This window comes from Shewanella sp. YLB-07 (assembly GCF_009377275.1).
The window spans coordinates 367,539-381,150 of sequence record NZ_VOQB01000003.1 but is presented as its reverse complement, the minus strand read 5'-3'; the positions used below and the strand labels follow the sequence as shown (position 1 = coordinate 381,150).

Below are 13,612 nucleotides of genomic sequence, written 5' to 3'. Positions count from 1 at the left end.
ATTGTTCGATAGGATGAGTCCAAATGGATGTTGATGCTGCAAAAAAATACCTGATAAATAAACCTGAAACGGTACTGGATTTCCCCTTTGGCGCCGATGTTTATGTGTTTAAGGTGAAGAGGAAAATGTTTGCCACCTTGGCCATTGGCAAGATGGGTAAAGGTGATGACTCTAATAATGACTCAGGTAATAAGCATTGGTGGATGAACCTAAAGTGCGACCCGGATGAAGCCGCAATATTGAGGGATATCTTTCCCGCCGTTATTCCCGGTTACCACATGAACAAGGCGCTGTGGAATACCATTATTCTGGACGGCTCAATCCCGGCGGGTGAGATCGAGCGAATGATCGATAACTCATTTCAGCTGGTGGTGGATAAGATGACCAAGAAAGATCAGGTCTCAATATTACTTCACTTATAAACTAGAAAGGGTTAGTGAGCCTGCAGCTTGCAAGCTCATTGGATGTCAGTAATTTATAGAGTCACGCGGCTGCCATCGTATAGGCCACGGATTAATGTGTCTTGGCCTTCATTTGGGGTGATTAACAGCAGCTCGCCGGATTGGCCATTCTTGATGCTCGAATCGACCGCTAATACCTTGTTGTTAAATAAGCCTAACACTCTAGTCTGTGAGGTGTGGCCGACGACGATATGTTTCACATCGAAATAAGCCAATACCCTATTGATTTCACTCTCTTGGTAATCATCTTCGAAATAGCCTCTGAACCAAGTCGGGCCGTTGCCTAAAAACAGGAAGTTTAATAGGTCATCACTTTTTAACTCAGGCTTACTCTTATCGATATTGGCGCGGTACACTTGGTTAGCTTTGTCTAAAGTCAGCTCTCTGTCGACCCACTCACCACTGATCCCGCCATGGAGAAACAAGCTATCGTTTATCTTGACTATGGTGTGCTTACTGCGCAGCCACTGACCGATTTCACTGCTACTGTCATAGAGCTCATCGTAGCTGCGTTCCAGTAGCTTTTCTGCGGTTTGATAGCGCTCGTTAACGTATCTTAAGTCACCGCGCATCACCATCTGCTCATGGTTACCCATTAACAAATGAAGCTTACCGCCGGCATCACTGGCCTGTTTATCTAGCTTATACATAAACCAGAGGACTTCGTTGACCTGATGACCACGGTCGAACATATCCCCGGTCATCACCATATGACCGGTACCGTAGGCCCAGTTATTATGCTCATCGATTATCTTCTGATTTTTAAGCAGTGTGATAAGTACATCGTATTGGCCATGAACGTCACTCAGAGCGACGATTTTGCTGACATTAGTATAAGTGTTGGCAGCGATCTCTTTAGCCTTAGGGTTGAGTTTTGGCTCGGGTAACTTGCCACATTCATTAGGGCGTTTGAGTTCATTGTTGATGACTCGTGTTGCCTGAAGTTCGCTGGCACAGATCCAGTAGGCTTGCTGAGACTGCTGTGTTTTCGTCTGTTCGAACAGATAGGGGCCGTCGTAGAGAGGATCCTGTGCTGAGGTTTGTTGCTTTTCAACCGCGCCGACAAAGCCGATATGACAGATTAATAACAAGCTCATAGCTGCAAATTTTTTGGTTTTTTTCAATGTTATCTCACTCTTTATTATTCTTATTTGATAGTCAGAGTCATGAAGTTCTCTGATTTGTCGATTTACCAGTCTTGTTGTTTACCAACCGATAAGGTAACGGCTACGTTTATTGAGCAGTTTTTTTATCGTGACTGCAACAGCGTATGAGATGACGACTATGCCTAAGGTAACCAGAAGCGTGGTAAAAATATTGCCTTGTCCCTGAAGATTAAAAATGTCCGGGCTGTCATAGAGCATCCACCAAGGTGTGGTTATCCACGGATGGATAAAGTAGATGGCAAAGCTAACCTCTGCGAGCTTTTGCAGTGGTTTGATGCTGATATGCTCGAACTTGTTGAGAATGGCCAGTAACACTAAAGTTAATAGCATTTTTTGTGGCAACATAAGATCTGGAACCGTTATTTCAAAGGCCGGCTTGTTTAGCGTCCCCGCACCCAAAAAGTAGGCTTGCCCCACGGCTAAACCGATGGCTGCAATAAGCATGGGGATCCAAAATTTTCCGATAAAAGGGAACAGGCTATCCCTGTGCTCAGAGCTCCAGACACCGAAAAGGTAGACAGGAAGAAAATAGAACAGAGACTGAATGGCGTTGAGGTTCGACTCGGGTCTATGGATTAGCATGGCGATGATAAAGAGGGGGATGGCATAATGCATCAGGTGTTGTTTCTTCAGAAGATGCATCACCCAAGGTGATAGTGCAAACAGCATCATGCCCATGGGGATATACCAGTATGCGGTGAGCGTTCGACCTGTTATCACATACCAACTGGCAATTTCAGCTGGGTTAGTGAGCTGGGTTAGTGAGCTGGGTATAGTTGAGATGCATAAGCGGATCTGTCCCCGCCGTGATATGCCAAATAATCCAAGGTAATGACAAAAACAGGTAGGGCAGAAAAACAAACTTGGTCTTATTTTTCATGTATTTCTTATAATCCAGTCTATGGGAGAATACATGGTGAAATAGGAAGCCTGAGATAAACACGAAGAAGACGGTGCCGTTCATCATCAAGTTAAACCAAGCTTTGTCGGCTAAGGTTTCTACTTGCCAGCCTGCGGGTCTATAGCAATGGGCCATCACAATAAAGATGATAGCGATACCACGGAAATGGTTGATGCTGTTGAGAAATGCTTTCTTTGGCGGATTAACTTTTTCGATTTCGCTATTTTTATTTTCGCTATTTTTCGCGGCGACGACTTGATTCACACTGCATCCCTTCTCGTATTCACTGCCCGGCAACATACTAGCATTATCTTTAACAGAGCATCTAGGCATGAAGAGGCCAAACATAGAGAAAAGATATAGAAGAGATAGAGAATAGAGATAAAAACGAGGTTACTGATTTTTGGTTCGTCATATTTAATAATCAGGATTTTTTTGTGCGTGGATAGACCTGATTGAATAGCCAGCCTGCAACTGTACCCGTTACAGACTGACCGTTTTACTTCCTTGAATCTATTTTATCGCTGAATTATTAATTCTCCGCCTACATGGCGTCTATTTTGTCGCCATGTAGGTGACCCTGAGAAGTGATAACCCGTAGTTTTATTAATTCTCCGCGTTCATGGCATCTATTTTGTCGCCATGTAGGTGACCCTGAGAAGTGATAACCCGTAGTTTTATTAATTCTCCGCGTTCATGGCATCAATCTTATCGCCATGTAGATGCCCCTGAGAAGTGACAACCCATAGTTTTATTAATTCTCCGCGTTCATGGCATCAATCTTATCGCCTATGGGCCCTGAGAAATTATACCCATCATACTTATCCCAGTTGATTGACCAGGTCATCACGCCCCCAAAGTTGGGGAAGTGTTGACTCGGTACTATGCTGCCACAAGCGATGCCTTTGGTGATGCAGTCCAGTGCATCTATGATGTTCTGTGTCGGCGCCTGACCCGAGTTAGCTGAAGCGGGTCCAGATGGCAAACCTATGGCCACTTGGTCGTCTCGCAGAGGCAAGAATTGAGAGCCGTCGGCGAGTTTGAACCCTTCGACTAACATCTTGACCGAGGCCACCATCATGTTTACCGAGCCTTCTGGCGCTGCACTACTCATGTAAGGATTGGCAAGTCCACCATTGTTATAGAGCTGAACGTGAAGCAAGTCTAAGGTATCTCTTAGCTCGTTGATGAGTGGGATATAAGCCCCCCAAATCCCCGAGTAGGCAACCATGCCACCCTGAACATAGGGATGCTCTGGTGCCATGGTTAGATACATGTCACCGCCCATATTGATTTCAATCTGCTTCAGAGCCCTAGGTAATCTGGCCTGGATCTGGGTGCCGTGGAGCAGGTTGGAACCACTCTCGAGATCGATATCTAAACCATCGAAGCCCCACTCGGCAATAATCTCAGTCAGGCTGGAGACGAAGTTGGCTTCATCGGCATCGGTATTGAGGGTGATATTACCTTCGGCCCCACCTAAGGACAGCACGATTCTCTTACCTTGTGCCTGAAGCGCCGCCATGTCTTGCTTAAATTCGCTGGCATCGAGGGCTGGACAGGTAGAGTGAATATCACCACTGAACAGATTGAAGTGCACAGTGCCGTTTGAGTTTCTATCGTTATCGGCAAAGGCGATATCGATAACATCCCATTTCGATGAGATCTCTTTGAGCGGCATAGGACAGCCTGCCGGGTTCACAAAGTCATGCCAGTAGCCAATCAACTTATGAGTTTGACCGACCGGTGCACCGATGACATTGATGCTGAGTGCCGAGCTTGTGATGCTATTACCTTGGGAGTCTGTGGCCTTGGCGGTAATGGTGTAACTTCCCATTGATCCCGGCGTCCAGCTCGCCGTGTAGGGCTCGTTGCTATCACTGGAAAGCGCCGCGCCGTTAACCATAAATTCGATAGCTGTTATCTCACCCACCACGGAAGAGGCGGTTGCGGTAAAGTTGACGGTTTTGCCCAGTGTGACTGTGCCGCTTGTATTTGTGGCGCTGATACTGGCGACAATGGGCTCGTTACTGACTGTGACTAACAAGGTCTCTTCGGCCGTATTAGCTTCGTTGTCAGTGGCAACGGCTTTGAGCTGAATGTCACCTGTGTTTGTTGCAGTCCAGCTGACCGAGTAGGGCGCCGTGGTATCGACACCTAAACTAGCGCCTGCTGCGAAGAATTCCACTTGGGTGACATTACCATCACTATCGCTGGCATCGACCTTGAAATCGACACTGGTATTAGCCAGTACCACGGCATTAGCCGCAGGTGAGGTGATGGTCATTTCAGGCACTATGGCGCAGATACCCAGATCGCTCCAGGCATCGCCCCAGTGCTCACCTACGCCAGGCTCATAGGCCCAGGCGGCATTTGATGAACACCAACCGGCAATATCACAGCGATACTTATGATTGATGTTTTCGACTTCGTTGCCACTCTGATAACTCTTGCCTGCGACAAATGCAGGCACGCCAGCACAAGCTCCACCGACTTGACCGCTACTGACATTGACCTGAACCGAGCTGCTGAAGGTCTGGGCTCCATCATTGTCTGTGGCCTTGACCTTGAAACTGTGGAGCCCCTCTGTTGCGGTCCAACTATGTTCAAATGGTGCGCTGGCAACAGTTGCAAGTAAGGCATCATCGAGATAAAAGTCGACTTGAGTGATCGCGCCATCACTATCGGCTGCATCGGCTGTGAGTAAGGTGATATCACCGACGGTTATCTGTGAATCGGCTGTGGGACTGGTTTGTGTGACACTTGGCGGAACATTACCGCCTACTGAGGCCACGCTGATATTGACTATGGCAGTTGCATTGGCACCAAGATCGTCAGTGGCTATGGCTTTAATCTCGTGATTGCCTGTGCTGGCTGTCCAGCTATGATCATAAGGAGCCTGACTAGCGCTGCCTATCGACACACCGTCCACCAGATACTCGACACTGGCGACGGTGCCATCGCTATCACTGGCATTAACGCCAATGACAACGTTGTCATTTTCGCTGAAAGAAGCGTTATTTAACGGAGAGGTAAGTGATACCTGAGGTGGGGTGTTTGTCGGGCCGCCATTACAAGCCCCTAAATTGCTCCATTCCTGATAGGGGCCGGACCTTGACTCTGGGTCATTACCTTTTGTCCACCAGTTAGCCGAGTAAGCGATATCCAGATGTTGAACTTGAGCGCCGCCACTATAGGCTTGATCGCCATTCCAAATAACTAAGCTATTACAATCAACTGCCTGACTGACGCCGGGAAGTAGCAGGCTCGAAGCAAATATACTGCGGTATAAAAGAGGTTTAAGGCGAAACGCGCCCAGGGGTGATATGTGGTTTTTCATAATGCATTCCTGATGTTGTTTTTGTTTTCATCACGAAATGTAGCCATAGGCCAACTGCCATGTCGTATGCGTTACTCTGATTACTTATCCAACTGTCCGTTTATTCTTATTTCGAAGTGATAGGGTAAATTCACTTAGATGATGAGTCTTTCCTTAACTCTTAATTCAACTTAAAGTGTTTTAGGGATGAATGTAAAGTGGCTATTTACTAATCGATATAAATAATTAAGGAAGATACATGAATAAATGTGCATTATTGCCGGTGTTTTTGGCGAGCTTTATATTTCACATTCAAACCGTTCACGCACAGGAATTTACTCAGGTTGCATCACTAAAAGTCACGACCTTATCAACCATGCTTGCCAGTCGTGGCATAGGTGAGTGGGGTTATGCTGCGCTTATTGAAGTTGATGGCAAGAAGATCTTGTTTGATACCGGTAACCGTCCGGAGACTGTGCTGCAAAATGCCAAAGATTTGGATATTGATCTGTCCGATGTAGAAGATGTCATTTTAAGCCATAACCATGGCGATCACACTGGTGGGTTAATTTATCTCAGAGAAGCGCTACGCAAACAAAACCCTAAAGCCTTAAGCCGGGTTCATGTCGGTAAAGGCATATTCAGTGAGCGTGCCAATAGTAAAAATAGCATTTGGCAGACCCGGGATAAACTGATCGCCTTGGGCAGTGAGTTTATTGTTTATGATGAGCCGACTGAGATATTTCCTGGAGTTTGGTTAACAGGACAAGTACCTAGGATACATGCTGAGAAAAACTGGAGTGGCAGAGGACAGATTGCCACACACTCAGGCTTGATTGAAGATAATATTCCAGAGGATTTGTCATTAGTCATAGATACAGATGACGGCTTCGTACTCGTTTCTGGCTGCGGGCACGCGGGAATAATTAATACTATGGAGCACATTACAGCCCATATCCACCCAGGTAAAATTACCACGGCGATAGGTGGCTTTCACTTGGTGTCCGCTTCGGATGAGCATTTAGCCTGGACTGCTAAAAAGCTGCAAGGTTTCGGGCTAGAGCAGATGATTGGTGCACATTGCACTGGTATCGATGCGCTTTATACCCTTCGCGGACACCTCAATTCAGATAGAAAGCACATGGTGGTGGGCTCAGTGGGTGATGAATTTACATTAAAAAATGGCGTTAAAGCCGGTTTTATTGCCCATTAGTTGTGTGTTTGAAGTCGTACTTTCAATGTTACCTAACGCCTGTCAGGCGAGGGTTGTGCAGATGCTTCTGCGAGTCGACGTGAGTACAATCCCTGTAGTCTCTGCGGCAGCATCTGACCTACACGGACGTAGGGAATGCCGAAAAATGTATGGAACATTGTTGGCCATGCTGTCAACGGCCACAGCCGCATCTTATGTGGACTCCCCTGTGTCAACAACAAACAGGCACTCTTGAAGAAATAAATGCGAACTTATGTACGAGCTCTCAATTGAGTAGCGAACTCAGGCTCTATGATATTTACGCGAACTAGTTGATAATTCTACACTGCGAGCATCAAGACTCTTTGATGCGGGCTACCTTAACTGGCTGATTTCTAATCTTCGATTGTGCATTTTTGTTGTTTGAACGCTTTTTAAGCCGAAATTAACTCTGCTCTATACTCTGTATCCTGTGTGAGCATGGCGTAGGCGGTTCTGACCGTCTTATTGGCTAACGCCACTGCCGCACATTTTTTACCCCGTCGCTCAACCAAGGCCTGGACCCAGCACCCCTTCGTCGTCTTGGCTTCTCTTTTGACCATTTGACTGACCGCTGACAATGCGCCAGTGATTAACTGGCTTCTGAGAATGCTATTTTTAACGTGTTTTCCTATGGACCCCAGTTTGACCTTTCCACCTGAAGAATACTGAATCGAGGTTAATCCAATACAGGCGGATGCATCTTTTCCTGTGGAAACGACACTAATATCAGCGCAACCTAATGCGATATAGAGATTAATCGCATTGAGAGTGCCCACCCCTTCAATTTTTAATGATTTTTGAGCCTCAGGATGAGTGACGAGTGATTTTTCCAAACACAGAGCATAAGTCGTGATGGATGTTACTACGGATAAATACTGTTGTCAGGCAGCTTCAAGTGCGGCTCGAAACTCAGAAGAGAAATCATTTTCAGCGTCTTCTAACGTGGATTCAATCACACCACGTAAGCCGCCATTTCTGCTTGACACCATAAGGTTAAACTCTGCCAACAACGAGGTGAGCTGGTTACTCATCGCGGTTTTTTGTTTGATAGTAAGTTCTCGTAATCTCATAATGGATTGCAGTTGTTGCTGCTCGACCGTTTTACCTGTGATGAAATTGACCTCGGGTAACAGTGCGGCCTGAACAATCGCTAAAGCATCATTTTTGTCCGTTTTTTGATTTTGCTTGACGGCTGAGACTAACTTAGCAGAAATTAACTTAGCCTCATGACCAAATAATATTGCTTTTTGTTTCCAATAATTAGACATTCCACACGCTTCGAACACTATAGTTACGGGGGCTAAGTTGGCCAGCCAGTCGATAAATTCATTCGGTGTCATTTCAGTATTTGAGTGCACCTTGTTATTTGTGAAGACACAAACTTGAATTACATTTTTAGCCAGATCAACGCCAACAATAGTCCCTTTCATTTTAGACTCCGGAATCTCGTGAGAATTGAGATATAACGTAACTGATTAGAGAGTGGGGAGTCCAATTATCTACACTGGATGATTTACAAGATAAGTTATTTCTCCGATTTGGATTTTGTTGGTAAGCCTAAGCTTTAATTGGTAACACGTTAATACCCCAATAGCATGAATAGCCAAAGAGCCTTTCTCTATCACCGCATGAGTTGCATTAGCTAAAGATAATACTCGTTTAGCGTACATATCTTGGCCAAAAAGTTCATTGATATGTTGGTAAATAAGATCTTGGTTAATCATGAGAGAGTGCTAGGTTACTTTTGGTCGGAGAAGGCTACCTCTACGCAGGCCACTTGTCACCAGTCGTTTTTATGAGGGGATGCCTAAGGATCAGCCCCTGCATTTTAGTTTCGCTATAATTAAATGAAATTTATACAATGGTTAAATTTTTTTGTATCTCATATTTATTTTAAGCGGTGTAATATGTACTAAATATAGTATTAAGGTGTTTTCAAACTAGGTAGTCGATGAATATGAATATTTGTATTGATGATAATCGCCACTTGCGTAAGTTTTTTTATCAGTATGCTGATTATCATACTGAGATTCTTTGCGATATTAGTGAACGTTTACCCAGTTTGTTAACGTTGCATAACGGTAAAATTAAGCCCGTAAAGTATGCAAAACATCACCAGTTGCAAGTGTTGGAATATAAGGTGGTTTTTGATGGATGTATGGCATGTCGAGTGGCTTTTACTGTTGATAAGCATACCATTAAGGTGATCTTTATTAGCGATATATTATTTAAAGCACAGTTTTGTAAGTTATTAGCCAAAACTGCTCTTCTTGATTAAAAAGAATAATGAGGTAGGCATGTCAAAATTACATATTGGTCAGGTTAAATCTTCATGCGAACGTTTTATGAAAACAATGCAATTGGGTGATGTCTTCGAAGTGTTGACGTTTAAAAAGGATCGTGGATTTCGAGTCGCTAAAAGTACGAATGATAAATTCAAAATAATGCAGTTTGGCTATATAGAGGAAGTTATTATAGGTGATATTGCCGAGGTTGGGAAAGTGATTAAAAAGGCATTTAAAGTCGAATTTCCTCGGAGCAATATGGTATGGATTTATCACCATAATAATGTTGAATCAACGAATGATATTGTTCCAGCCCCCCAATATAGCTTGTTTTAACTATTTATGAATAAGATATATTTATTCTATCATTGTTCTTCGTGGTAAGCAGTAATAGGAAAAGTCGGGACAGCCATATCTTTTGTTGACCTGAACAGAGCTGCTGAAGGTCTGGGCTCCATCATTGTCTGTGGCCTTGACCTTGAAACTGTGGAGCCCCTCTGTTGCGGTCCAACTATGTTCAAATGGTGCGCTGGCAACAGTTGCAAGTAAGGCATCATCGAGATAAAAGTCGACTTGAGTGATCGCGCCATCACTATCGGCTGCATCGGCTGTGAGTAAGGTGATATCACCGACGGTTATCTGTGAATCGGCTGTGGGACTGGTTTGTGTGACACTTGGCGGAACATTACCGCCTACTGAGGCCACGCTGATATTGACTATGGCAGTTGCATTGGCACCAAGATCGTCAGTGGCTATGGCTTTAATCTCGTGATTGCCTGTGCTGGCTGTCCAGCTATGATCATAAGGAGCCTGACTAGCGCTGCCTATCGACACACCGTCCACCAGATACTCGACACTGGCGACGGTGCCATCGCTATCACTGGCATTAACGCCAATGACAACGTTGTTATTTTTGCTAAAAGAAGCGTTATTTAACGGAGAGGTAAGTGATACCTGAGGTGGGGTGTTTGTCGGGCTGCCATCACAAGCTCCTAAGTTACTCCATTCCTGATAGGGCCGGACCTTGCCTCTGGGTCATTGCCTTTTGTCCACCAGTTAGCCGAGTAAGCGATATCCAGATGTTGAACTTGAGCGCCGCCACTATAGGCTTGATCGCCATTCCAAATAACTAAGCTATTATAATCAACTGCCTGACTGACGCCGGGAAGTAGCAGGCTCGAAGCAAATATACTGCGGTATAAAAGAGGTTTAAGGCGAAACGCGCCCAGGGGTGATATGTGGTTTTTCATAATGCATTCATTGCACTGGTATCGATGCGCTCTATACCCTACGTGATCATCTTCACTCGGATAGAAAGCATATGGTAGTGGGCTCAGTGGGTGATGAGTTCACATTAAAAGACGGCATAAAAGCTGGTTTTATTGCCCATTAGTCGTGTGTGAACTCTATTCTGGTCAAGTCCAACCGGACACCTTACTTTGTAATTTCTCATAGCTGATCGGTGTTAAATCCTCAAGCGTAGTATGCAGCCGTTCGTGGTTGTAATACCGGATATATTCTTCAACATCTAGCTTCATCGATTCGGGTTTTGTGAGTAACTCTAGTCTGGGTTTGTAACTCACTTCTGCCCCTTTTCCACTTAGATTGATTGCTCATTCGTACCCTGTTCATCTTGATTTGCAATACCAGTACTAATCTGGTGATGGGGGCGATTCAACCCAAGCATCTTGAGGTAGTTTGGATAAAATAATGAGTTACCCTAAGAATGGCGTTGTAAACACTACGCCATTCTTAGATATCGTGCGTTATTCGTGCAATTTAGACAGAATTTCTTCAAACAGTACCTGCATGAGTTTTTGACCATGCTCACTACTCCAGTCCTGAGCTAATTCCGCTATCAACTGATTGGTTGTGGTGAGCGTGACACCATGGGATTCCATGCGGCGCAGTGCCGTATCATCAGCTATTTTGCTTGGTGAGCCAGAGCCATCAACAACGACTTGTACATTATACCCTTCCAACACTGACGTGATGGCGGGATAAACGACGCAAACGTCAGTTGTAATACCCGCTATGATCAGGTTTTTACGTCCCGTTACTTTAACTGCGGCCGCAAAATCAGCATCTTTCATCGCATCGACAACACCCGCACGCTGGACGCGTTTTTCAAACGCTTCAGGTACCGCTTTCTGTAATTCCTCAAACAAGGGGCCTTGGGCTTGATCTTCCATACTCGAAGTGAGAATCAAGGGCATGTCCGTTTCATTCGCTGCACGCGCTAATGCAATCGTATGTCTCTTAATCTCTTCCAAATCCGCAGACTTAACCCAACCCATGGTACCAACTTGATGATCAATCAATAACATCGCTGAATTTTCTGGAGTAAATATAGTGTGATTCATTTTATCTCTCTCTTTGGTTGTGCCATTACGATTACTGGCTGTTAATGTGTTAATTGCATTTGAAGCTTATTTATTTGACGAGAGCCGAGTATTGCATTGTGTCGGCTTGAGTGTACCGATGGCCCTGTACTGATAATCGGTTGTGCTAATGGTTTTCCCGTAACCAACAAGAACTCAACGGCATTGTTCGTGGTGCTAACCTGGATCTCGTTGTCACTGGCGTTAAATATCCCCATTTCACCTGCGGATAAATGAGTGGTACCAACCGTCAACTGGCCAGAACGCAGATAAATAAACGCTGTTGTCTGCCCTTTAGCGACCTGATGTTGCCACTTAGATTTCGATTTAAGGTTTACATGGAGATAGGTCATGGCAACGGAATGTTGTACTGGGCTGCACACCCCTTGATGTTCACCTACAAGAACTTTAGTTCGACTTTCGAGTTTTTCCACCTCAGGTAACGCATCACTCTGAGCGGAATAATAGGTGACAGGGCCCATTTCAATGTCAGCCGCTGGCAGTAGTGTCCGCAGTTGAAATGCCTCTGCTTTACCCGCATCGGGATAAACGGTTTTTTTATGCAAGACACCACTACCTGCCGACATGACCTGTATGCCACCCGCAAGTAGATGGCCAGTATGCCCCCCGTGTCTTCATGTTTGATACTCGAAATCATAGGGTAGCTGATGGTAGCCACACCTGAATGACCATGGAAGCCAAATCCAGCAGTGTTATCTGCACCGGAAATAGAGAAGTGATCCCACAGTACAAAGGGGTTCAATACGGTTACATTGCCTCTGGAAACAAAACTGGCGACAGGCCCATGATTTGCACCAGTACGAATTTTTTGAATGAATCGGCTCAATATCTGCTCTCTGATTTCGTTGGAATGACTATATTCTAGATAACAGTTCATTCCCTGAATAGATGGTACAATTAGGTTTGTCTGCCCCATATTTAGGTGTAATAGATGGTCGATCTCAACGAAATTAATATTTTCATTAAGGTTGTCGAAGCCGGTAGTTTTGTTGGCGGGGGAAGGCTGCTCGGCATACCGTCCACCACGGTTAGCCGCAAGGTTCAGCAGTTGGAAGAGAGTTTGGGTGTGCGGCTATTGCATAGAAGCACCAGGAAGCTGTCGCTTACCGATCAGGGCGCGCTCTATTTCAGGCAATGCCAACAGCATCTTATGGGAATTGAAGAGGCCAATCTGCTGGTAACTGAGGCTCAAAATCAGCCGAAAGGCACTCTGCGAATAACCTCTCCATTGGATTATGCCACCCTATACGCTCAACCCTGGATCAATGAATTTCTTATCAGGTATCCAGAGGTTAAAATTGAGCTGAAAGTAACAGATCATCAGCTGGATCTGATAGATGACAGAATTGATATCGCTTTTCGATCCGGTGTGCTGAAGGATTCCAATTTGGTTGCGCGTCGAATCAGACCCAAGCACAGTGTCTGCTGTGCCAGTCCCCATTATCTGGCCCGATATGGTGAACCGCTACACCCCAGAGAATTGACTCAACATCTTGGTATATTATGGGGTGATGCTCTTCAAAATCAGCATTGGAAATTTATAGACAAGGAGGAGGTAGTAGATATTGCGATAAATGGTCGCTATGCCACAGATGCTAATCATTTATTAATTAAGGCTGCGGTGGCCGGATTAGGCATTGCCAAGGTGCCTTTGCCCCTTGTTGAGCCTTATCTGGCAAATAACTCGCTTAACTTGATACTGACAGATTACGAAATGCCAGCAGGCAATATGTACATCATCTATCAGTCTCATAAATATTTAACCCAAAATATTCGCTTGTTTGTGGACCATGTGATCGAGCAAATCACATGATCCACAATGTCAGCAAACGGGCAGGCTAAGC

At 45.1% G+C, this 13,612-nt stretch carries 11 protein-coding genes and 5 pseudogenes; 5 read left to right on the top strand and 11 right to left on the bottom strand.

What is annotated here, in order from left to right:
- The first annotated feature begins 23 nt into the window (after positions 1–23).
- Complete coding sequence (locus tag FS373_RS08515) at positions 24–422, top strand: MmcQ/YjbR family DNA-binding protein (RefSeq protein ID WP_152829258.1); 399 nt, start codon at positions 24–26, stop codon at positions 420–422.
- A gap of 53 nt (positions 423–475) precedes the next feature.
- Here the strand turns inward: FS373_RS08515 and FS373_RS08510 are convergent, their stop codons facing one another.
- The 3 genes and pseudogenes from FS373_RS08510 to FS373_RS08500 form a co-directional block, all read right to left on the bottom strand.
- Positions 476–1,558 carry a metallophosphoesterase gene (locus FS373_RS08510; protein ID WP_152829326.1) on the bottom strand — a complete coding sequence of 361 codons (1,083 nt, stop codon included), beginning with the start codon at positions 1,556–1,558 and terminating at the stop codon, positions 476–478.
- Positions 1,559–1,666: 108 nt separating this feature from the next.
- Positions 1,667–2,663: pseudogene (locus FS373_RS32435) on the bottom strand (acyltransferase family protein).
- A gap of 619 nt (positions 2,664–3,282) precedes the next feature.
- Complete coding sequence (locus FS373_RS08500; RefSeq protein ID WP_152829257.1) at positions 3,283–5,868, bottom strand: Ig-like domain-containing protein; 2,586 nt, start codon at positions 5,866–5,868, stop codon at positions 3,283–3,285.
- A gap of 238 nt (positions 5,869–6,106) precedes the next feature.
- Here FS373_RS08500 and FS373_RS08495 point away from each other — a divergent pair, with 238 nt between their 5' ends.
- Positions 6,107–7,060, top strand: a complete 954-nt coding sequence (locus tag FS373_RS08495; protein ID WP_152829256.1) for an MBL fold metallo-hydrolase — start codon at positions 6,107–6,109, stop codon at positions 7,058–7,060.
- A gap of 413 nt (positions 7,061–7,473) precedes the next feature.
- Here the strand turns inward: FS373_RS08495 and FS373_RS08490 are convergent.
- Both FS373_RS08490 and FS373_RS08485 read right to left on the bottom strand, forming a co-directional pair.
- A pseudogene (locus FS373_RS08490) lies at positions 7,474–8,511 on the bottom strand (IS110 family transposase).
- Between the two features lie 156 nt (positions 8,512–8,667).
- Positions 8,668–8,805, bottom strand: a pseudogene (locus tag FS373_RS08485) (IS4 family transposase); the annotation flags it as partial.
- A 227-nt stretch (positions 8,806–9,032) separates the two neighbouring features.
- Between FS373_RS08485 and FS373_RS08480 the strand changes: the two are divergent.
- Positions 9,033–9,359, top strand: coding sequence for a hypothetical protein (locus tag FS373_RS08480; protein ID WP_221937477.1), 327 nt, complete (start codon positions 9,033–9,035; stop codon positions 9,357–9,359).
- 19 nt (positions 9,360–9,378) lie between these two features.
- Positions 9,379–9,702, top strand: a complete 324-nt coding sequence (locus tag FS373_RS08475) for a hypothetical protein (protein ID WP_152829255.1) — start codon at positions 9,379–9,381, stop codon at positions 9,700–9,702.
- Between the two features lie 21 nt (positions 9,703–9,723).
- On the opposite strand, the gene FS373_RS32555 is transcribed toward FS373_RS08475, so the two are convergent.
- The 6 genes and pseudogenes from FS373_RS32555 to FS373_RS08445 form a co-directional block, all read right to left on the bottom strand.
- Positions 9,724–10,200 carry an Ig-like domain-containing protein gene (locus tag FS373_RS32555; RefSeq protein ID WP_152829254.1) on the bottom strand — a complete coding sequence of 159 codons (477 nt, stop codon included), beginning with the start codon at positions 10,198–10,200 and terminating at the stop codon, positions 9,724–9,726.
- Positions 10,183–10,266 (bottom strand): annotated as a pseudogene (locus tag FS373_RS32550) (Ig-like domain-containing protein); the annotation flags it as partial. The pseudogene FS373_RS32550 and the gene FS373_RS32555, both read right to left, overlap by 18 nt.
- Positions 10,267–10,358: 92 nt before the next feature.
- Positions 10,359–10,616 (bottom strand): carbohydrate-binding protein, encoded by a 258-nt coding sequence (locus FS373_RS08465; protein WP_152829253.1) that lies wholly within the window; start codon positions 10,614–10,616, stop codon positions 10,359–10,361.
- 165 nt (positions 10,617–10,781) lie between these two features.
- Positions 10,782–10,910, bottom strand: a pseudogene (locus FS373_RS32720) (IS3 family transposase); the annotation flags it as partial.
- A 222-nt stretch (positions 10,911–11,132) separates the two neighbouring features.
- Positions 11,133–11,729 carry an isochorismatase family protein gene (locus FS373_RS08450; RefSeq protein WP_152829251.1) on the bottom strand — a complete coding sequence of 199 codons (597 nt, stop codon included), beginning with the start codon at positions 11,727–11,729 and terminating at the stop codon, positions 11,133–11,135.
- A 41-nt stretch (positions 11,730–11,770) separates the two neighbouring features.
- Positions 11,771–12,334 (bottom strand): pirin-like C-terminal cupin domain-containing protein, encoded by a 564-nt coding sequence (locus FS373_RS08445; protein ID WP_227992614.1) that lies wholly within the window; start codon positions 12,332–12,334, stop codon positions 11,771–11,773.
- Between the two features lie 365 nt (positions 12,335–12,699).
- On the opposite strand from FS373_RS08445, the gene FS373_RS08440 reads away from it, so the two are divergent.
- Entirely contained in the window at positions 12,700–13,581 is an 882-nt protein-coding gene (locus FS373_RS08440; RefSeq protein WP_152829250.1) for a LysR family transcriptional regulator, read from the top strand.
- Positions 13,582–13,612: the final 31 nt, after the last annotated feature.

Excerpts from the sequence above, each read along its gene's own strand:
- FS373_RS08445 (WP_227992614.1), bottom strand. The coding sequence starts at position 12,334 with ATGTCGGCAGGTAGTGGTGTCTTGCATAAAAAAACCGTTTATCCCGAT.
- FS373_RS08500 (WP_152829257.1), bottom strand. The coding sequence starts at position 5,868 with ATGAAAAACCACATATCACCCCTGGGCGCGTTTCGCCTTAAACCTCTT.
- FS373_RS08510 (WP_152829326.1), bottom strand. The coding sequence starts at position 1,558 with ATGAGCTTGTTATTAATCTGTCATATCGGCTTTGTCGGCGCGGTTGAA.
- FS373_RS08515 (WP_152829258.1), top strand. The coding sequence starts at position 24 with ATGGATGTTGATGCTGCAAAAAAATACCTGATAAATAAACCTGAAACG.
- FS373_RS08495 (WP_152829256.1), top strand. The coding sequence starts at position 6,107 with ATGAATAAATGTGCATTATTGCCGGTGTTTTTGGCGAGCTTTATATTT.
- FS373_RS08475 (WP_152829255.1), top strand. The coding sequence starts at position 9,379 with ATGTCAAAATTACATATTGGTCAGGTTAAATCTTCATGCGAACGTTTT.
- FS373_RS08440 (WP_152829250.1), top strand. The coding sequence starts at position 12,700 with ATGGTCGATCTCAACGAAATTAATATTTTCATTAAGGTTGTCGAAGCC.
- FS373_RS08465 (WP_152829253.1), bottom strand. The coding sequence starts at position 10,616 with ATGAAAAACCACATATCACCCCTGGGCGCGTTTCGCCTTAAACCTCTT.
- FS373_RS08450 (WP_152829251.1), bottom strand. The coding sequence starts at position 11,729 with ATGAATCACACTATATTTACTCCAGAAAATTCAGCGATGTTATTGATT.
- FS373_RS08480 (WP_221937477.1), top strand. The coding sequence starts at position 9,033 with ATGAATATGAATATTTGTATTGATGATAATCGCCACTTGCGTAAGTTT.